Genomic DNA, 19,063 nt, shown 5'->3' on the forward strand with positions numbered 1-19,063 from the left:
GCATCGGCACGCTAACAGCACCGCGCGCGCGCCGACGCCCCCGCGGCCCCGTGTCACCTCATGTACGAAGCCGTAAGGTCGGCCGGGTCCGCCGCGGTGCGTCGATGGCCCGCGCGCGGTGCACGGGGCCGGCGGGGCGTCGTATGGTGGCCGCCATGTCGAGTCCGCCGACCGGGCGCATGCCGCGCCAGATCCCGTTCATCATCGCCAACGAGGGCTGCGAGCGCTTCTCGTTCTACGGGATGCGCAACATCCTCACGACGTTCCTGGCCGGCGCGTTCTTCGCCCACCTGAGCGGCGACGCGGCCCAGGGCGAGGCCAAGGACATCTTCCACGTCTTCGTGATCGGCGTGTACTTCTTCCCGCTGATCGGCGGGTGGCTGGCCGATCGGTACTTCGGCAAGTACCGGACGATCCTCTGGGTGTCGGTCCTGTACGTGATCGGGCACGCGTGCCTGGCGATCTTCGAGCACGAACCGAACGGCTTCTACCTGGGGTTGTTGCTGATCGCGATCGGCTCCGGCGGGATCAAGCCGCTGGTGTCGACGTTCATGGGCGACCAGTTCGACCAGACCAACAAGCACCTCGGCAAGGTGGCGTTCGACGCGTTCTACTGGATCATCAACTTCGGCTCGTTCTTCGCGTCGCTCTTGATGCCGCGGCTCCTGCGCGGCGACGGCCCGGCCCGGTGGTGGGGCCTGACCCCGGCGTCGGTGGCGTTCGGCGTGCCCGGCATCTTGATGGCGGTCGCGCTGGTCGCGTTCTGGCTGGGGCGCAAGCGCTACGTGCGGGTGCCGCCGGCGCCCGACGATCCGCACGCGTTCGCCAAGGTGATCCGGTCGGCGTTGCGCGGCGCCGGCGGCGCGGTGCCCCGGGCGCAGGTCGTCGGCGCGGGCGGCGCGCCGACCGGCAACGTCGGCACCGTGCTGGCGCTGGTCGGGATCGTCGGTGCCGCGGCCGCGCTGGTCGGCTGGCCGCTCGGCACCAGCTTCGGCGGCAAGGACATCGTCATGGCGCTGTGCCTGGCGCTGGTGCTGGGCCTGACCGGCATCGGCGTCGGCGCGTGGCTGCAGCTCGACCGAGCCCGGGGGGCCCATCCGGACGAGGCGGTCGACGGCGTGCGCAGCGTGCTGCGGGTGCTGGTGATCTTCGCGCTGGTGACCCCGTTCTGGTCGCTGTTCGATCAGAAGGCCTCGACCTGGGTGTTCCAGGCCGGCGCCATGGCCAAGCCCGGCTGGTTCGAGCCGGCGATGATGCAGGCGCTCAACCCGGCGCTGGTGATCCTGCTGATCCCGCTCAACAACCTGGTGATCTTCCCGGCGCTGCGGCGGCGCGGCTACGACCCGGCGCCGCTCAAGAAGATGGGCCTGGGCATCGCGCTCGCCGGGGCGTCGTGGATCGTCGCCGGGATCCTGCAGGTCGTCCTCGACAACCGCACCCTCCTGGCCAGCGCGTGGGTGCCCTGGCCCGCCGCGCTGTCGACCTGGCGCCTGGGCACCGACCTGTCGATCGTCTGGCAGATCGTGCCGTACATCCTGCTCACCGCCGGCGAGGTGCTGGTGTCCGCCACCGGCCTCGAGTTCGCCTACAGCCAGGCGCCGAAGTCGATGAAGGGCGTCATCATGAGCTTCTGGAGCCTGGCGGTGACGATCGGCAACCTGTGGGTGCTGCTCGTCGACAAGACCCTCAAGCGCGACGCGGTCATCGACGGGGTCGCGGCGACCGGGCTGTCGGTCACCGGGTTCCTGATGTTCTTCTTCGCGCTGTTCGCGTTCGCGGCCGCGGGCATGTTCGTGCTGGTCGCGCGCCGCTACCGGATGGTCGACAACTACCGCGAGAGCTGAGCGCCGCCCGCGAGCCACCGCGTCGGCGACCTCGGCCGTTCAGGCGCGCGCCGGCCGGGCGCGCGCCCGCTCGACGAGGCGGCCGCGACCTCGGCCGTTCAGGCGCGCGCCGGCCGGGCGCGCGCCCGCTCGACGAGGCGGCCGCGCTCGATCAGCCGACCGCCATCGTCACTTCATGAACGCGATCGGGTCGAACGCGAGGTCTTCCTCGCGCGACTCCTCGGGCGGGCGCTTGCGCCACGACGAGCACTTGCCGCACTTGATGCAGATGTCGATGTCGCGGCCGCCGGTCTTGCCGAACAGGACCCACTTCTCGACGCCCTGCTGCACGCCGCACTTGGGGCACGGGTGCAGCAGCGGATCCGACTGGCGGAAGCCGCGCTTGAAGATCGCGGCGCGGAACGCTTCGAGGTCGAGCTCGGCCATGGCGCCAGGGTAGCGCACGCGCCCCGGCGCGGTCAGCCCGGGCGCCCGATGATCGCGCCCATCGGCGTGACCGAGGAGCACCGCCGCGACCCCGGCGCGATCAGGCCGGGCGGCCGATGATCGCGACCATCGGCGTGACCCAGGTCGGCGGCAGCACCGCCGCGACCCCGGCGCGATCGAGCCAGCGCGCCAGCGTGGCCACGCCGCCCTGCCGGCGCGCGAACGCCGGGTCCCGACCGATGCGGGCCACGGCGTCGGCCAGGATGCCGGGCTCGAACGCGCAGGTCAGGTGGTGGCGGCGCGCGAACCGGCGCAGATCGCCGGCGGTGATGAAGTTGAGCGTGCGCCAGATGGCGTCGTCGGCCAGCGCCGGCCGCAGGCGCGCGGTGATCGCGGGCGCGCCTGGCACCAACCACTGGCCCAGGTGCGGCTCGTACGGGATCCGGTAGTTCGGGCACGCGTGCAGCATCCGGCCGCCGGTCGCGAGCACCGCGGCCAGGGCGTCGAGGGTCGGGCCCAGCGGGCGGCAGTGCTCGAGGACGTTGACGCTGACGATGCGCGCGAAGTGGCCGTCGCGATCGGGGTCGAGCGCGCGGGCCTCGCGGCGGTCGAGCGCCGGCGCCTCGGGGTGGCGCGCCCGCAGCTCGGCGTGGACGTGGTCGAACAGATCGAAGCCGGCGATGACCGGCTCGAGCCCGGTGACCGCGAGGCCGGCCCGGGCCAGGACGGTGGTCAGCGCGCCGGCGCCGGCGCCGACCTCGAGCACCCGCTGGCCGGCGGCGAGCCCCAGCGCCGGCCGGGCCAGCAGCGCCAGCGCCTGGCGGAGCTCGCCGGCGATGTCGGCCACGCGCGCGCCGACGTGGTCGACCGCGAGGTCGGCCCGGGCCGCCACCGCCGCCGCGAAGGGTGGCGCGGTCAGCGTGGCCAGGACCGGCGCGGCCGCGGCGTCGAGGTCGACGGGCACGGGCATCGATACCACTTCCGGGCGCGGCTGTCGTACAACGCGGACGGCCGAGCCGGCAGCCCCTGGTCCTGTGCGCGCCCGCGTGCGTGCGCTGGCCGCCCGCCCGGCGGTGGCGCTGGTGGCGCTCTTGCTCGGCACCTACGCGTACTTCTACCAGGCCGGCGGCTGGAACCAGAACTCGCGCTTCGATCTGGTGCGCGCGATGGTCGAGGACCACGCGCTGCGCATCGATCGGTTCGAGAAGAACACCGGCGACGACTCGGTCCGCGACGGCCACCACTACTGCGACAAGGCGCCCGGCGCGTCGTGGCTGTGCACGCCGCCGTACGCGGTGATGTACTGGCTCGCGGGCTCGCCGGCCAAGCCGTCGACGACCTGGCTCGGCTGGGCCGCGTGGCTGGCGATCGTGATCGCGATCGGCGTCCCGGCGGCGATCGCCGCGGCGTTCCTGGCGCGGCTGGCCCGCGCGCTCGGGCTCGATCGCTGGCGCGCGTACGCGCTGGCGCTGGCGTGGGGGCTGGCGACCTTGGCGTTGCCGTACTCGACCTTGCTCTACGGCAACCAGCTCGCCGCGTCGCTGCTGGTCATCGCGTTCACGCTGCTGGTCGAGATCCGCCGCAGCGGCGCCCGCGCGACGCCGCTGCGCATGGTCGCGATCGGCGGGTGCCTGGGCCTGGCCGGCGCCACCGAGTATCCGGCGATGCTGGTGGTGCTGCCGATGGCCGCCTACGGGCTGATCGTCGTCTGGCGCGCGGCGGGCTGGCGGCCGCTGGCGTGGGCGGTGCTCGGCGGCGCGGTGCCGCTGGGCCTCCTGGCGCTCTACCACGCGGTCGCGTTCGGCAGCCCCGGGACGTTCCCGTACAAGTACTCGGTGTGGAAGGAGCCGTCGACGGGCGTGTTCATGGGCATCGGCGCGCCGAAGTGGGCGGCGGTCAAGGGCACGTTCTGGGGCGAGCACCGCGGCCTGCTGTACGCGATGCCGTGGCTGGTGCTGCTGGTGCCCGGGACGATCGCGCTGGCGCGGCGCTACGCGGTCGAGGTCGCGATCGCGGCGTGGGCGGTGATCGCGTTCGTGTGGCTCAACGTGTCGATCAAGCCGTGGCACGGCGGCTGGGCGACCGGCCCGCGCTACGTCGTGCCGATGCTGCCGTTCGCGGTGGTGCTGTGCGGCGGCGTGCTGACCTGGGCGCGGTCGTGGCCGCGGGCGGCGGCGCGGGCGGCGGGCGTGGTGGTGGCGGTGAGCCTGGCCTGGAGCGGCGCGCACATGTTCGCCGCGACCGCGGTCAAGCCCGAGATCAGCGAGAAGATCCTGCGCCCGTACAGCGGCGTGGTGTGGAAGCGCTGGTGGAAGGGCGACCTGGCGATCTCGCGCCAGAGCATCGACATGGCCGGCAACCCCGAGCGCGGACCCAAGCAGGCGTGGAACCTGGGGATGAAGGCCGGGCTGCCCGGCCACGCCGCGCTGGTGCCGCTGTACCTGTGGTGGCTCCTGACCGCGGCGTGGCTGTGGCGGGCGGCGCGGCGCGACCGACGCTGAGGCCGCCCGGCGGACAGGCGGTGGCGTGGCGGCGAGCCAGGCGCCCCGGGACGCCCAGGCCGACTGGATCAGGCGGCGAGCCAGGCGCCGAGCCCCGCTGACCGACGCGGAGGCCGACCGCGCGCGAAAACTTGCCCCGACCGCCCAGCCTCGGGACGATCGATTTCATGGACAAGGCTGCGCTGGTCGTCCAGCTCGTCGATCACCTGCGGGCCTCGGCCCACACCGCCAAGACGCTGCGCGACGACGCCGCGACCGAGGCCCGCGACGGCGCGACCCCGGCCGAGAAGCGCGAGGACGCGCGCGCCGCGATCGAGCACGGCGCGATGGCCAAGGCCCAGGACCGCCGGCTGCGCGCGGCCGAGGCCGCGGTCGAGGAGCTCTCCGGGTTCCGGCCGCCGGCGTGGCGGCCGAACGCGCCGATCGGCACCGGCGCGCTGGTCGAGATCGAGGACGAGGACACCGGCGAGGGCCGCACGTTCTTCCTGGCGCCGACCGGCGCCGGCGTGACGCTCGCGGGCCCCGGCGGCGACGGCTTCCTGTCGGTCGTGACCCCGGCGTCGCCGATCGGGCGCGCGGTCATGGGGCGGCGTCAGGGCGACGTGGTCGACGTGATCATCGAGGGTCGCGAGCGCTCGTGGACGATCGCCTGGGTCGGCTGAGCGCCGCGCGGCCGGGGGCTCGACGGGCACCGGCCAGCCGCGGCGCCGCCACCATCCGCTGAACGTCCCGGGTCCGCGTGCTCACACGTTTCGGGAGGGGGGGCCCCATGTTCGCGAAGCGCAAGAATGGGGGAGGGTTTCCCACCCGGGACGTGCGCTACCCGACCTCTTCGGCGTAGGTCATGACCAGGTACATGACCGCCTCGTGCTTGCCGACGTTGCGGTAGGCGTGGACCGCGTCGGCCTCGAACAAGATCGAGTCGCCGGCGGTGAGGCGGTGGGTCTCGCCAGCGACGTCGATCTCGACGGTGCCGCCGGTGACGACCAGGTTCTCGCTGGTGCCCGGGGCGTGGGCGTCGGCGTCCTCGACGCCGCCCGGCGTCAGCCGCAGCTCGTAGAACTCGACCCGGCGCGGCTCGTCGAACGGGAACAGCGCCCGCGACGTGAAGGAGCGGTCCTTGCTCGACAGGATCTTGGCCTCGTCGGCGCGCAGCACCAGCGCGCCCGACTGGGTGCGCGTCGAGATCAGCGCCGAGAACGTGACCTCGAGGGCGCGCGCGATCTTCCACAGCACGTTGATCGTCGGCGCGCTCTGGCCGAGCTCGATCTGCCCGAGCATCGCGCGGCTCACGCCCGAGAGCTGCGACAGGCGCTCGAGCGACAGCCCGCGCTTGGTGCGCAGGCGCCGGAGGTTGCCGCCGACGACCGGCGCCAGGTCGGTGGGCTCGTCGGCCGGCGGCACGGCCGGGGCGGCGGCGGCTCGCACGCGCGCCGCGCGCGGCTCCTTGCCGTGGTCCTTGCTCGGGGGGCTACCAGCGCGCACGCGACGCTTCTTTTCTTTCACCGGCTCCAAGCTGCGCCCGAGTATACGCGCATCGACGACGGGCTCGGGCACAGCAGGGACAGGCGAGGCATGGGGGGCGACGGCGCCGCGCCACGGGTCGCCGGCTCATCAACGGAACGGTATCCGTTTTAGCGGAATCGGTCAATCGCCGTCGAGCATCGGGTGCGCGACGCCGCCGACGCGAAGGCGTACCTGGTCTCGCCGTGGAGCGCGCCGGCGCGGCCCTCGACCTCGGGACTGCCCCCGGAGGCCGACGGTCTCGTCGATCCGCGCGCGCAGGCCCCGCGTGACGTCCGCGTGCGCAGGCCCCGCGTAACGTCAGCCGTGAGCAGGCCCCGCCCCGCGTGGCGTCAGTCGCCGTCGAGCGCCGGGTGCGAGCCGCCGCCACCGCCGAAGGCGTACCCGGTCTCGCCGTGGAGCGCGCCGTCGAGGCCCTCGTACTCGACCTCGGGCTCGACCCGGAGGCCGACGGTCTTGTCGATCAGCTTGAGCAGCACCAGCGTGACGATCGCGGCGTAGGCGCCGGCGGCCGCCAGGCCCAGGAGCTGCTCGCCGACGAGGCCGAGGTTGCCGGCGAGCGCGCCGCCGCCGACCGCGGCCGGGGTCAGGGCCGCCGTCGCGAACACGCCGGTCAGGATCGCGCCGACCGCGCCGCCGACGCCGTGGACGCCGAACGCGTCGAGCGAGTCGTCGTAGCCGAAGCGGTGCTTGAGCAGCACGCCGGCGAAGCACGCGCCGCCGGTGAGCGCGCCGATCACCATCGCCGCGCCGGGCCCGACGAACCCGGCCGCGGGGGTGATGCCGACCAGGCCCGCCACCAGGCCCGAGGCCACGCCCAGCATCGTGGCCTTCTTCTGGCGCATCGCCTCGAGCGCCGCCCAGGCCAGCGCGCCCGCCGCCGCCGCGAGGTGGGTGTTGACCAGCGCCAGGGCCGCGGTGCCCGGGGCCGCGGCCGACCCGTCGGCGCCGCCGGTCATGGCGCCGCCGGCGTTGAACCCGAACCAGCCGAACCACAGGAGGCCGGCGCCGAGGACGGTCAGCGTCAGGTTGTGCGGCGTGTGGGCCCGCGACGGGTACCCGATGCGCTTGCCCAGGACCAGCGCGGCGACCAGCGCCGACACGCCCGAGGCCCAGTGGACGACGGTGCCGCCGGCGAAGTCGAGGGCGCCGCGCGCGCCGAGCCAGCCGCCCGGGCCCCAGACCCAGTGCGCGATCGGATCGTAGACCAGCGTGGTCCAGGCCAGCGTGAACAGCACGTAGGCCGAGAACTTCAGCCGCTCGGCGTAGGCGCCCGAGATCAGCGCGGGCGTGATCACCGCGAACATGCCCTGGTACATCATGAACAGCAGGTGCGGCACGGTGCGGCCGGCGCCGTCGGTGCCGACGCCGTCGAGCCCGGCGAAGTCGAGCCCGCCGATGAGGCCGCCGTGGGTCGGCCCGAACGCGAGCGTGTAGCCGATCAGCGCCCACTGCACGCTGACCAGCCCCAGCGCGAAGAAGCTGTGCATGAACGTCGACAGGACGTTCTTGCCCTGCACCATGCCCCCGTAGAACAGCGCCAGCCCCGGGGTCATGAGCATGACCAGGGCCGTCGAGATCAAGAGCCACGCCGTGTCGCCCGAGCTGATCGCAGACATCGAGAACGACGCTAGCGGCCCGACGTTTCCGCCAGGTTTCGTGCCGGCGTCCGGACGGTAGAACCTGCGGCGGCGCGGATCACGGCGGCAGGCCGGGCGGCGGGCGGATCACGACCCGGGCGGCGGGCGGATCATGGCCCGGGCGGCGGGCGGATCACGACCCGGGCGGCGGGCGGATCACGGCCCCGGGCGGCGGGCGGATCACGGCCCCGGGACCATCGCGGGCCCCGAAACGCGATCGATCGGCCCGCGGAGCGAGCCGATCGAGGTGCGATCGCAGTTCGAAGAGGCGGTCGATCGTCGGGAGACGATCAGGCCGCGGCCGCGGCCGCGTAGACCGCGACCTTGGTCTGGGTCCGACCCGAGCGCTCGAACTTCACTTCGCCGTCGATGAGGGCGAACAGCGTGAAGTCGCGCCCGATGCCGACGTTGGCGCCGGGGTGGTACTTGGTCCCGACCTGCCGCACCAGGATGCTGCCGGCGCTGACCTTCTGCCCCGCGTAGCGCTTGACGCCACGCATCTTCGGCAGCGAGTCACGACCGTTGCGAGTCGATCCCTGTCCTTTTTTGTGAGCCATGACGCTTCGCTCCTCAGCCGACGATCGTGTCGATCTTCACCGCCGTCAGCTCCTGACGGTGGCCGTTCTTGCGAACGTAGTTCTTGCGACGGCGGAACTTGAAGACCACCAGCTTCTCGCCGAGCCCTTGCTCGACGATCGACGCGGTGACCTTGGCGCCGGCGACGGTGGGCTTGCCCACCGACACCTTGCCGTCGTCGGCGACCAGGAGGACCTGATCGAACGACACCTGGTCACCCGCGTTGCCCGCGAGCTTCTCGACCCACAGGGTCTGGCCGGGCTCGGCCCGGTACTGCTTTCCGCCAGTTTGAATCACCGCGTACATTGTTCTCTCCGCGATCGCGCGTTTGGAATCGCGGACTTTACTCACAGGCAACGCCGCGTCAAGCGTTCCGCGAGAAGACCTGCAACTCGCGAAGATCGTTGTATGTCCTGGCGCACGATCCGGGCCGATGTGTGCGGTCGGTTATTTCTACCGGCCGCCAAAGGTGGGTAGGATGTTCGCGATGAGGCACCTCCTGGCTTGCGCCGCGCTCCTTCTGCTCGTGCCCGTCGCCGGCTGTGGCGACAACCTGAGCGTCACAGGTCCTGTCGATGCGGCGGTCGCGGACGCCCCGGACATCGACGCAGTCGCGGTCGACGCCCGGCCGATCGACGCGATGATCGACGCGAGCTGCCCGGTGCGCTCGACCGGCGTGGGCGCGCCGTGCACGACCGATCCGCAGTGCGACTCGACCACCGGCGCCGGCGACGGGTTCTGCCTGCGGGGCGCCCAGGGCACGGTGGTCTGGCCGACCGATGGCTACTGCGTGCTCCTGACCGACTGCACCACCGACGCGAGCTGCGGCGCCGGGAACATCTGCGCGACGATCAACGACCCGCTCGGGGCCTACACCACGTGCCTGCCGGCCTGCGGCCTGGACCCGTGCAGCTGCCCCGATGGCCAGGTCTGCGCCACGTCGTTCACCGGGGCCGAGCTCGGCACCGGTCAGACGGCGTGCCTGCCCGGCAACGCCTCGGCGAGCGACGGCGCCGCGTGCACCGAGTTTGCCGAGTGTGCGCAGGACTCGCTGTGCCAGAACGGCCCGTTCGAGTTCCCGAACGGCCAGTGCGGGCGGATCGGCTGCACCGTCGGTGACGACAGCACCTGCGCGACCGGCGGCGACGGCCACTGCGTCGATCTCGCGCAGATCACCAGCGGCTTCAACAACGGCACGCTGTGCGTCGATCGCTGCGTCGCCGACGTCGACTGCCGCCAGGCCGACGGCTACAAGTGCTTCGACGGTGGCGTGGGGGTCGGCAAGTACTGCCGCCATCCGCAGGTCGGCGACACCTGCGCGGCGGCGGCGGACTGCGGCGACACCTCGGTGTGGACCTGCTCGACCGCCCTGCCGGGCGGCGCCTGCACGCTGCTCGCGGCCTGCCCGACCCCGGGCAGCTCGATGAACTGTCCGTTCCTGGGCAGCATCTGCTGGGACGGCGCGATGGCGGCCGACCCGAACATCTGCGTCGACCGCTGCGGTGGACCGATCAACACCCAGGGTGGATGCCGCGCTGGCCTGGTGTGCCGCGACGTCGATCCGGGTGCCGGCACGCGCCTGGGCTGCATCGCGCCCTGACGCATCACCGCTCGGGTGACCACGACCCCGCCCGCGAGGCGGGGTCGGTCGTTTTCGGGGATGTGCGGTAGGGTCGGCGCCATGCGAGCTGTCTGGATCGTCGTCGCGATCGCGTGTGGGGCCTCGGGCGGCGGGTGTGGCGGGTCGACGCCAACGGCGCGACCGCCGACGTCACGGCCCGCGCCGACCACGCCCCCGCCCGCCGCCCCCACGCTGACGCCGCTGACCGCGCCCCCGGGCGTGCGGCTGCCGCGCGAGTTCCAGGTCGAGCGCTACGCGCCGAGCCTGGTGATCGACCCGGCCCAGCCGACCTTCTCGGGGACGATCGAGATCGCCGGCACGCTGCGCGCGCCCCAGGCGACGATCTGGCTGCACGCGATCGGCCTGACGATCGACGGCGCGGTCGCGACCACCGACGCGGGCGAGGTCGCGCTGACCGCGCGCACCGACGTCGCGCCGGGCCGGTTGGCGCTGACCGCGCCGCAGCCGCTGCCGGCCGGCCGGCTGGTCCTGACGATCCGCTACCGCGGGCTGCTCGACCTGGTCGACACCACCGGCACGTTCCGCCAGCAGGTCGACGGCGCCTGGTACGCGTTCACGCAGCACGAGGCGCTGCACGCGCGCCGCACGTTCCCGTGCGTCGACGAGCCCGACGTCAAGGTGCCGTGGACGCTGACCCTGCAGGTGCCGATGACGCTGACCGCGGCCGCCAACGCGCCGATCGCCACCGAGGAGCTCACGCTCGCCGGCAAGACGCTGCGGTTCGCGCCGACCCCGCCGCTGCCGTCGTACCTGGTCGCGTTCGCGATCGGGCCGTTCGACGTGGTCGAGGCCGGCGCCACCAGCGGCGGCGCGCCGATCCGGATCCTGGCCCCCGCGGGCCGCGGCGCCGAGGCCGGGTTCGCGGCCGCCGCGACGCCGAAGCTGGTGGCCGCGCTCGAGCGCTGGTTCGGGACGCCGTACCCCTACGCCAAGCTCGACAGCGTCGCGATCCCGGCGACGGTCGGCTTCGGCGCCATGGAGAACCCCGGCCTGGTGACCTACGTCGAGGACCTGCTGCTGATGCCGGCCGACGCGTCGCCGCTGCGCCAGCGTCGCTACGCCTCGGTCGGCGCCCACGAGCTGGCCCACCAGTGGTTCGGCGATCTGGTGACGCCGGTGTGGTGGGACGACATCTGGCTCAACGAGTCGTTCGCGAGCTGGTTGCCCGACAAGATCGTCGGCGAGGTGTTCCCGTCGTGGCGCAAGCCGATCGAGGCGATCGAGGCGCGCGACGGCGCGCTCGAGGCCGACAGCCTGGCGACCGCGCGCCGGATCCGCCAGCCGATCGAGTCCGAGGACGACATCGTCGGCGCGTTCGACGGCATCACCTACGGCAAGGGCGCGGCGGTGCTGCGCATGTTCGAGGCCCACGTCGGCGCCGCGCGCTTCCAAGAGGGCGTGCGCGCGTACCTGGCGGCGCACGCCCACGGCAACGCGACCGCCGCCGACTTCCTCGGTGCGATCGCCGCCGCGGCGCCCGACGCCGACGTGACCGCGTCGATGTCGACCTTGCTCGATCAGGCCGGCGCGCCGCGCGTGACCGCGACGATCGCGTGCAGCGCCGACCGGGCCGAGGTGGTGCTGGCGCAGGATCGGTACCTGCCGCTGGGCGCGACCACGACCGCGACGACGCCGCGCTGGCGCCTGCCGGTGTGCGTGCTGGCCGAGGTCGCGGGCAAGCGCACGCGCCACTGCACGCTGCTGGCCGACGCGACCGCGACGATCGCGCTGGCGCGGTGCCCGACGTGGGTGTGGCCCAACGCCGACGGCCTCGGCTACTACCGCTCGAGCGTCGCCGCCGCGCAGTGGCCCAAGGTGCTGGCCGCCGCCGGCGCGCTCGATCCGTCGACGCGGGTGGCGATCACCAGCGATCTGCTGGCCGAGATCGACGCCGGCCGCGCCGACATCGGCCTGGCCTTGGCCGCGGTCCCGGCGCTGGTCAAGCGCGGCACCCGGGCCGAGCTGGCGATGGCGGTCGACCTGGCCGGCGGCGTGCGCCCGTGGGTGCCGGCCGCCGATCGGCCGCGGTACGAGCGCTGGATCCGCTCGACGTTCGCGCTCGGCAAGCGCCTGGGGCTCGTCCCGGCCGCGGGTGACGACGCCGATCGCGAGCGCCTGCGCGGCGCGGTGGTCGCGCTGCTCGCGGACACTGGCGCCGAGCCGACCCTGCGGCGCGACGCCGTGACCCGGGCGCGGACGTGGCGGACCCAGCCGGCGGCGACCCGCGGGCTGATCCTGCGGCTCGCGGTCCGCGCCGATCCGACCGTGCACGACGCGCTCCTGGCCGAGTTCCCGCGCGAGACCGACCGGGTGATCCTCCGCGACCTCGCCGGCGCGCTCGGCGCCGTGCTCGATCCGCCGCGGCTCGAGGCCGCCCTCGCGCTCACGCTCGATCCGGCGCTCGACATCCGCGTCACGCTCGACATCCTCGGTGCCGCGACCGGCCACGAGGCCACGCGCCCCGTGGTCGAGGCGTTCGTGCGCGCCCACGTCGACGAGCTGCTCGCGCGGATGCCGCGCCAGGCCGGCGCGCGGCTGGTCACCTGGCTGACCGCGAGCTGCGACGCCGCAGCGATCGAGCCCGCCCGCGCCCTGGCCGAGGCCAAGCTGCTCGGTCGCCCCGGCGCCCGCCGCCGGATCGACCAGGCCCTCGAGCGCCTGGCGCAGTGCGCCGCCGTGCGCGGCTTCATCGAGCCCGGCGTCGCCGCCTGGGCCCACCGGCTGTAGGCGCGGACGATCGGGCGGGCCGCGAGGAGGAGGCGCGGCAAGGAGTCGGGCGCGGCGGGACGGCGTGGGACGGCGGGGGGACGGCGGCCTGGCTCGCCGGGCACGCCGGCATGGATACGAGCAGTTTCAGCTGCTTGCAGTCGCTCCGCGGGGGCAACCGGTTTCCTTCGCCCCGACGCGCAACCGACGCGAGCCATGGCCGATAGGCGGGCGTGAACGATCGCGACCGGCTTCGGCGCCCAGAACACAGCCGCCGCACTGGCCCCTCATCGGGGCCGAAGGCGGCGCGCGGCGGCGCCGGTGCCACGACGCGGAGCATCCCCGCGCGCCCGGCGAGCCAGCTCCCGCTGGCGGTCCAGCGCAAGGAGTCGATCGCGGACACGGGTCGAGCAGCTCTGCCCGCCGCACGAGCCGACACCTTCTCGCTGGTGTCCGGACTCGACTGGGACCGCGAGGCCGTCGACGTGCAGGCCAAGGCCGAGCCTGCGCCGCTGGCCGACAGCACCGCGCCCATCCAGCGCCGGGCCGACACGGGGTCCGCGACCGCGTCGGGGCCCGACGTCCATGGCGCCGCGGCCCACGGCATCTCCGGCGCCGCCCGACCGCTGCCCCACCTCGACCAGCTCCAGCAGGCCTTCGGGCCGGGCCACGACCTCTCCGGCGTCCGTGCCCACGTCGGCGGCGCGGCCGCCGAGGGCGCACAGGCCATGGGCGCCACCGCGTTCGCCACCGGCCGCGACGTCGCCTTCGCCGCCTCGCCCGACCTCCACACCGCCGCCCACGAGGCCGCGCACGTCGTCCAGCAACAGCACGGGGTCCAGCTGTACGGTGGCGTCGGCGCGGCCGGCGACACGTACGAGCGCCACGCCGACGCCGTCGCCGACCGCGTCGTCGCCGGCCGGTCCGCCGCCGACCTCTTGCCCTCGACGTCCGGATCCCGGACATCAGGCGACGGCGCCGTCCAGCGGCAGGCCGCCCCTGCGGAGGACAACCTCGCCGACGTCAGCGCCGCCCGGTTCCTCGAGGAGGCGACCCGCAAGCGCGCCGACGTCACCGCCCGTGAGTACGTGCGCGCCCACCTGCTGCCGCACATCGGTCCGGCGCTGCGGCAGCATCTGGCCGGCGAGCACTTCACGCTGCCACCGCGCCTGACCTGGGGCGACACCGACCGCGCGCTGGGCCTCGAGGTGCTCGAGCGGATCGACGACGTGTTCGGCGGCGACAACTTCCACGGCCTGCCCGACCTGCTCGCGGGCGCCGCGCCGGACCTCTGGACGCTGGTCGACCAGAACCGGCTCATCACCGCCGCCGCGGAGCGGACCTTCGGCGAGGTGTTCGAGGGGGCCACGCAGCGGGTCACCACGTCGAAGGACCTCAAGACCGGCGCCAAGGGGCCCATCGCCTGGCGCCCGCAGGTCGGCGTCGCCATCGCCTCGCGCTTCCACGAGGCGATGACGGCGTCGCTGGCCCGCGTGGCCCAGCGCTACGTCGCCGCGTTCGACGCCCACGCGGCGGCCGCCGGGTCGGCGGCGCACGCGCAGCCCGTGACCTCGGCCGACCTGGTCCCGTCGGCGCCGATGGATCGGCTGGTGGCGCGGGTGCTGGCCCGCGACGCCATGGTGACCGTCACGCCGGCAGGCCCCGGCCAGAGCCGCGCTGCTGAGCATCACAAGACCCGCCGCATCAAGTCCCTGGTCTGGCTGGCCGAGCCGGGCATGTGGAACTGGGTCAAGGTCCTCGACCCCGCCGACGCCACCGCCGAGGAGGTCGCCTGGCACCTGTGGAAGGACTACTCGGCGGCGCACCGGCTCGAGGTGTCGCCACCGCTGTTCGGCCTCACGGCCGAGGACGCCGCCGAGTTCCCGGAGGCGCGACAGCAGCAAGGGATCGTGGCGGCGGGCACCGACGCGGCCCGGGCCTCGCGCCGCCTGGCCCACATCACCGGCGACCAGGCCACGACGGATCGCCGCGGGCAGCTCACCCACAGCAAGGCCGGCACCGAGGCGGCCCGCGGGCAAGCGCGCGCCGTCGCTCCGGACGCTGAGCCCGCGACCCCGGCCGCCGCCGCCGCCGCGCCGGCCAGCACCGCCGATGCCTACGGCCGCGTCGTCCAGATCCTCGACGCCATCGCGCGGCAGGTGGCCCCGATGGGCCTCGGCACCGAGCTGGCGCCGATCCGCCTGCGCGCGTTCTTGAGCCTGCAGCGCGGCGACGGCGACCCGGCGATCGCCGCCGCGTCCTTGCCCCTCGTCATCGCCCAGGAGCGGCTGCTGGCCCAGGTGGCGGTGCCCATCGCGCAGCTCGCCCGCCAGGGCCGCGCCGGCGCCGCGCCCGCGCTCCTCGACGCGACCCGGGACCTCCTGCGGGTGGTCGCGCTGTCCGAGCACCCCGCCGTCGCCGAGGCGGCGCTGACCGAGGCCCTCGCGCGCCAGCAGCTCGCCTCGGTCGATAGCCTCGAGGCGCTCCTGGCGCGCGCCACCCAGAGCGTGGGATCGCTCGCGCTCAACCCAGATGCGACGCGGGGCGCGCGCCGGGACAGCGCGGCCGAGTTCGGCGCCAGCCTGGGCGCGCGCCACCAGGCTCTGCGGACGCGCGTCGCCGAGCTGCGCGCCCGGTTCACCGCCGGCGAGCAGGTCTCCGCCATCGAGATCGGCGACCTCACCACGGACGTCGAGACGCTCGAGGTCGAGTCGAACATCCTCGCGCTGAGCGGCGACCTGCCTCAGGTCATCGCCGCGCTGACCACGCTGTCAGACAAGGTCTCCCAGATCGTGCTCGGCGACGCCGGCGACCAGGTCGACCTCGCCGGCGAGGGGCGCGACCTGCGCGAGCGGTTGACGCGCATCCACGATCACTGGCTCAACGCCCACCGCGCGCTGGGCAAGGTGAACAAGTGGACCGACGTGAACCTCCGGCGCGAGCTGGCCACGCGGAGCCTCGCCGAGCTTCGCGAGGAGCTGGCGGACCTCGGCGGCGACGCCCGCGTCGCCACGTACCTGCGGACCGCCTACGCCGCGGTCGACGACGGGTACACCCGCGACGCGCTCTTCAAGATCGGCGCGATGATCGGCGTCGCCGTGATCTCCGCGGGCGCCGGCGCCGTCATCGGCGGCGCCGTGGGCGCAAGCACCGTCGCCGGCCAGGTGGCCGCCATCGCCACCGAGACCCTCGTCAACGCCGGCCTCTCCGCCGCGGTCACCGGCGGCGACTTCAGCACCGAGCTGGTCGCCAACGCCGCCGCGACCGCGGTCACCCTGGGCACGCTGTCGGTGGCGCAGAAGGCGCTCGCCTCCACCCGCCTGGTCAAGACCCTCGCCGCCGTCCGCGCCGCCGGTGGCCCCGACGGTGCCGCGGCCGCGCTGGCCCAGTTCGCCCTCTACGGGGTCACCCTGACCGGCGCCGTCGTCGCCGGCATGGAGGCCGACTCCGTTGCCCGTGGCCAGGGCGGCATCGGCATCTCGACCCTGCCGACCCAGGCCAGCCATGGCCTGGCCATGCTCATCGGCCAGGGCATCGTCCAGCGCCTCGCCCACCGCCAGATCGAGTCCCTGCGCCGGCTCGGCGCCCGCGGCCGCGAGGTCGCCGCCAGCTACCTCCGCGCGCGCCGGCTCGCCAAGCGCGCCGCCGCCCACGACGACCCCGCCGCCACCCTCCGCGCCATCGAGGCCGAGCGCGCCGCCTACGCCGCCGACCTGGCCCTGCACGAGCACCTGCTCGCCCACGGCGACCTCGACGCCGCGCACCTCACCGAGCGCCGCGCCGCCGCCATCATCGACGAGAACCGCGCCCGCATCGCCGACCTCGACACCGCCGCCGCCGAGCTCGCCGGCCTCCAGCCCCTCATCGAGGGGCACGCCTACCGCGGCTCCGCCGCCCAGGTCGACGCCGCCGCCGCCCAGTACCAGCACCGCGGCTATACCCTCGAGCCCGGCACCACCGCCGCCGGCGACCGCACCGTCACCGCCGTCAGCCCCGACGGCGCCACCCGCATCGAGCTGGTCGCCACCGGCGCCGCCGCCCCCGCCGCCCACGAGCGCCCGACCGACCGCTTCCCCGCCGTCGACGAATCCGGCGGCCCAGCCCACGACCGCACGACGACGCCGATGCCCGCCGTCGACGAGACCGGCCGCCCAGCCCACGAGCGCACCACGACGAAGATGCACGCCGTCGACGAGGCCGGCCGCCCGACTCATGAGCCCACGACGGCAAAGATGCACGCTGTCGGCGAAGCCGGCCGCCACGCCCGTGCGCCCGACTACGGCTCGGTCACCGCCGAGGCGCTCGCCGGGGGGTACCAGCTCCCGGGCAAGGAGCACGGTGTCGATCCCGAGTGGTACTACTACCGCGACAAGCGCAGCACGCCCGGCGAGTATGAACTCGCAGTGCGGCCAGAGGCCCCCGCCGGAACGCCACGCCTCCGCGCCGTCGTTGAAGACGGCGCGTTCGTGCGCCTCGAGGTGCAGAAGGCACGGTCACCGGCGACGCCAACGCCTATCGAGCCAATCGCAGATGAACGACCAGCACCGGCCGTTGACGGAGCTGAGGGCGTCAGGGCGAACACGCCGGGGTCGCCTGCCCCTGTCGAGCCTGCCACACGCGGGCGCAAGCTCCCGGAGGTACCGATCAGGAAGCAGGACTTCGCGTACACCGCGAAGCCCGACGGCGCGTACTTTCGAATCGACTACAAAGGGAGGGATGTCCGTGGGAACGAGTATGCCCTGGGCCATGGGAAGGTCCGCGTCGATGACGTCGGTGCTCCGATGGAGTACCCAGAGTTCGGGCTACATTCGGACGCCGATGGAGTGAACGGCGAACGGATCGTCGTTCGTATCTACGATGATGTCGCAGTGGAGCTGGCTCGAAGTGCACCGGAAGGCGAGCCCGTCGGGGCGCGCGGCGTCGGCGAACCCTCGTCCCTCACCCGCTTGGCGATCGATACGATGGTGAAGGAGTACGACGCGCGCTGGGGCCACCCTCCGGAGGCGCTGCAAGGCCATCTGGCCTGGTACAACAAGCTGAACTTCCAGCGCGAGTACTTCAAGTTCAAGAGCGCGGGGCTCTCCAATGATGATGCAGGCATCGCGGCGATCAAAGCGATCTCCTTTGGCGCAGCACGGGTCGACGCTGGCTACGGCGATTTCTACGTGAAGTGCACTGGGACCGAGCGTGTAGATCTCGGCGAACCTTATGGGCGGCAGCGGGTTCCAAAGAAGATCGAAGTGATGGCGTACAGAACCAAGGAAGTGTCATGAGCGAACTCGAGAAGGCCCTTGGACGGCCGCTAGATCCTGCGCAACGTTCGTCGGTCGCCCTCTTGACCTCACTTGCGAGGGTGCAGCTTGGCGAAGCTGCGGCGTTGGCGCGGCGCTCGAAGCTCATGGCGGTGGACTATTTGCAGTTCCATGTGCAGCACTCCGATCTGGACGCTTCCGCGCAGTTCATCGACGAAGTCCTCCTTGGTGGAGCGGACGTCGCAACATGGGGCATCCGCGACGTCCTCCTGGTGGCCACGCCACCGGCTGATGCCGCCCTCGTCGGGGGTGCCGCTGGATACCTGGGCGCGATCGTCAGCGCATGTTCGTCAGCCGCCTGGGTCCGCATCGAGCCCGGCTTGGGCGAATGGATGCACGACACCTGCGGCGCACCCGGACCGCTCGTCCGCAACGTCAACTACACGTGGACGCCGCCTGATGGGCTAGAGGCGTGCTGGCTGTCCGATGAGGTGATTGAGACTGTTTCGGAACCCGCTATCGGATGGCGGCGATGGCTCGCCGGGCGGGTGGCGTGGCAATGCAAAGACCGCGCGTCCGGTGCGAGCACCTTCGATGCCGCCAAGGTGCAAGCGCTTGCGTCTAGTCCCATCAGCGACGATGGGCGCATCGCGCTGCGAGGCCTCCTGCAAGAGGTGGCGTTGCCAGCAACCGGAAGAGCACCGGGATTCCGCGGCCCCGACGACTGGTATCGGGATCTAGCGCGTTGACCGAAGGATTCGGGGGATCCCGGGTTTCGGGTGGCTCAACAATGGCATGAAAACAAGAGGTTGGGCGTTGTCGGGCAGCGGGCGCTGCCCTCGCAGCGGCCTGCAGCCGCGGCCCGCCAGCGACGAGGACCACGGTCAAGGGTCGCGCCAGCGACGGCCGAAGGCCGCTTGCCCAGCGTTGGTCCGAGGGCCGGCCTGCACGA

At 73.5% G+C, this 19,063-nt stretch carries 14 protein-coding genes and 1 pseudogene; 8 read left to right on the forward strand and 7 right to left on the reverse strand.

What is annotated here, in order from left to right:
• Positions 1 to 155: 155 nt before the first annotated feature.
• A complete protein-coding gene (locus IPL61_27630; GenBank protein MBK9034991.1) occupies positions 156 to 1,844 on the forward strand; it encodes an MFS transporter in 1,689 nt (562 codons plus the stop codon).
• 168 nt (positions 1,845 to 2,012) lie between these two features.
• Here the strand turns inward: IPL61_27630 and IPL61_27635 are convergent, their stop codons facing one another.
• Together IPL61_27635 and IPL61_27640 are read right to left on the reverse strand one after the other, a co-directional pair.
• Entirely contained in the window at positions 2,013 to 2,270 is a 258-nt protein-coding gene (locus IPL61_27635; GenBank protein ID MBK9034992.1) for a hypothetical protein, read from the reverse strand.
• A gap of 100 nt (positions 2,271 to 2,370) precedes the next feature.
• Positions 2,371 to 3,240: a methyltransferase domain-containing protein gene (locus IPL61_27640; GenBank protein MBK9034993.1), complete on the reverse strand. Its 870-nt coding sequence runs from the start codon at positions 3,238 to 3,240 to the stop codon at positions 2,371 to 2,373.
• A gap of 76 nt (positions 3,241 to 3,316) precedes the next feature.
• Between IPL61_27640 and IPL61_27645 the strand changes: the two genes are divergently transcribed.
• Both IPL61_27645 and IPL61_27650 read left to right on the forward strand, forming a co-directional pair.
• Positions 3,317 to 4,771, forward strand: coding sequence for a hypothetical protein (locus IPL61_27645; protein ID MBK9034994.1), 1,455 nt, complete (start codon positions 3,317 to 3,319; stop codon positions 4,769 to 4,771).
• Between the two features lie 167 nt (positions 4,772 to 4,938).
• Positions 4,939 to 5,433, forward strand: a complete 495-nt coding sequence (locus tag IPL61_27650) for a GreA/GreB family elongation factor (GenBank protein ID MBK9034995.1) — start codon at positions 4,939 to 4,941, stop codon at positions 5,431 to 5,433.
• A gap of 157 nt (positions 5,434 to 5,590) precedes the next feature.
• Here IPL61_27650 and IPL61_27655 read toward each other — a convergent pair whose 3' ends face one another.
• The 4 genes from IPL61_27655 to rplU form a co-directional block, all read right to left on the reverse strand.
• Complete coding sequence (locus IPL61_27655; protein ID MBK9034996.1) at positions 5,591 to 6,175, reverse strand: helix-turn-helix transcriptional regulator; 585 nt, start codon at positions 6,173 to 6,175, stop codon at positions 5,591 to 5,593.
• A gap of 452 nt (positions 6,176 to 6,627) precedes the next feature.
• Positions 6,628 to 7,914, reverse strand: a complete 1,287-nt coding sequence (locus IPL61_27660; protein MBK9034997.1) for an ammonium transporter — start codon at positions 7,912 to 7,914, stop codon at positions 6,628 to 6,630.
• 311 nt (positions 7,915 to 8,225) lie between these two features.
• The gene (rpmA, locus tag IPL61_27665) at positions 8,226 to 8,492 is read right to left on the reverse strand and encodes a 50S ribosomal protein L27 (GenBank protein MBK9034998.1); all 267 of its coding nucleotides are present in this window, start codon (positions 8,490 to 8,492) and stop codon (positions 8,226 to 8,228) included.
• Between the two features lie 13 nt (positions 8,493 to 8,505).
• Positions 8,506 to 8,817, reverse strand: a complete 312-nt coding sequence (rplU, locus tag IPL61_27670; GenBank protein ID MBK9034999.1) for a 50S ribosomal protein L21 — start codon at positions 8,815 to 8,817, stop codon at positions 8,506 to 8,508.
• Positions 8,818 to 8,998: 181 nt separating this feature from the next.
• Here rplU and IPL61_27675 point away from each other — a divergent pair, with 181 nt between their 5' ends.
• The 3 genes and pseudogenes from IPL61_27675 (at position 8,999) to IPL61_27685 (ending at position 13,800) form a co-directional block, all read left to right on the forward strand.
• A complete protein-coding gene (locus IPL61_27675; protein ID MBK9035000.1) occupies positions 8,999 to 10,111 on the forward strand; it encodes a hypothetical protein in 1,113 nt (370 codons plus the stop codon).
• Positions 10,112 to 10,192: 81 nt separating this feature from the next.
• The gene (locus IPL61_27680) at positions 10,193 to 12,880 is read left to right on the forward strand and encodes an ERAP1-like C-terminal domain-containing protein (GenBank protein ID MBK9035001.1); all 2,688 of its coding nucleotides are present in this window, start codon (positions 10,193 to 10,195) and stop codon (positions 12,878 to 12,880) included.
• Between the two features lie 371 nt (positions 12,881 to 13,251).
• Positions 13,252 to 13,800 (forward strand): annotated as a pseudogene (locus tag IPL61_27685) (DUF4157 domain-containing protein).
• Positions 13,801 to 13,824: 24 nt separating this feature from the next.
• Here the strand turns inward: IPL61_27685 and IPL61_27690 are convergent.
• Positions 13,825 to 14,325 (reverse strand): hypothetical protein, encoded by a 501-nt coding sequence (locus IPL61_27690; GenBank protein ID MBK9035002.1) that lies wholly within the window; start codon positions 14,323 to 14,325, stop codon positions 13,825 to 13,827.
• Between the two features lie 6 nt (positions 14,326 to 14,331).
• On the opposite strand from IPL61_27690, the gene IPL61_27695 reads away from it, so the two are divergent.
• A complete protein-coding gene (locus IPL61_27695; GenBank protein MBK9035003.1) occupies positions 14,332 to 18,132 on the forward strand; it encodes a hypothetical protein in 3,801 nt (1,266 codons plus the stop codon).
• Positions 18,129 to 18,860 (forward strand): hypothetical protein, encoded by a 732-nt coding sequence (locus tag IPL61_27700; protein MBK9035004.1) that lies wholly within the window; start codon positions 18,129 to 18,131, stop codon positions 18,858 to 18,860. Before IPL61_27695 ends, IPL61_27700 begins: the two co-directional genes overlap by 4 nt.
• Positions 18,861 to 19,063: the final 203 nt, after the last annotated feature.

The organism is Myxococcales bacterium, from assembly GCA_016717005.1.
Taxonomy (GTDB): domain Bacteria; phylum Myxococcota_A; class Polyangia; order Haliangiales; family Haliangiaceae; genus UBA2376.

What these genes read in the sequence shown, in the direction of transcription:
- rpmA (MBK9034998.1), bottom strand. Translation starts at nt 8,492, where the DNA reads ATGGCTCACAAAAAAGGACAGGGATCGACTCGCAACGGTCGTGACTCG.
- rplU (MBK9034999.1), bottom strand. Translation starts at nt 8,817, where the DNA reads ATGTACGCGGTGATTCAAACTGGCGGAAAGCAGTACCGGGCCGAGCCC.
- IPL61_27635 (MBK9034992.1), bottom strand. Translation starts at nt 2,270, where the DNA reads ATGGCCGAGCTCGACCTCGAAGCGTTCCGCGCCGCGATCTTCAAGCGC.
- IPL61_27680 (MBK9035001.1), top strand. Translation starts at nt 10,193, where the DNA reads ATGCGAGCTGTCTGGATCGTCGTCGCGATCGCGTGTGGGGCCTCGGGC.
- IPL61_27675 (MBK9035000.1), top strand. Translation starts at nt 8,999, where the DNA reads ATGAGGCACCTCCTGGCTTGCGCCGCGCTCCTTCTGCTCGTGCCCGTC.
- IPL61_27640 (MBK9034993.1), bottom strand. Translation starts at nt 3,240, where the DNA reads ATGCCCGTGCCCGTCGACCTCGACGCCGCGGCCGCGCCGGTCCTGGCC.
- IPL61_27630 (MBK9034991.1), top strand. Translation starts at nt 156, where the DNA reads ATGTCGAGTCCGCCGACCGGGCGCATGCCGCGCCAGATCCCGTTCATC.
- IPL61_27700 (MBK9035004.1), top strand. Translation starts at nt 18,129, where the DNA reads ATGAGCGAACTCGAGAAGGCCCTTGGACGGCCGCTAGATCCTGCGCAA.
- IPL61_27660 (MBK9034997.1), bottom strand. Translation starts at nt 7,914, where the DNA reads ATGTCTGCGATCAGCTCGGGCGACACGGCGTGGCTCTTGATCTCGACG.
- IPL61_27695 (MBK9035003.1), top strand. Translation starts at nt 14,332, where the DNA reads ATGACGGCGTCGCTGGCCCGCGTGGCCCAGCGCTACGTCGCCGCGTTC.
- IPL61_27650 (MBK9034995.1), top strand. Translation starts at nt 4,939, where the DNA reads ATGGACAAGGCTGCGCTGGTCGTCCAGCTCGTCGATCACCTGCGGGCC.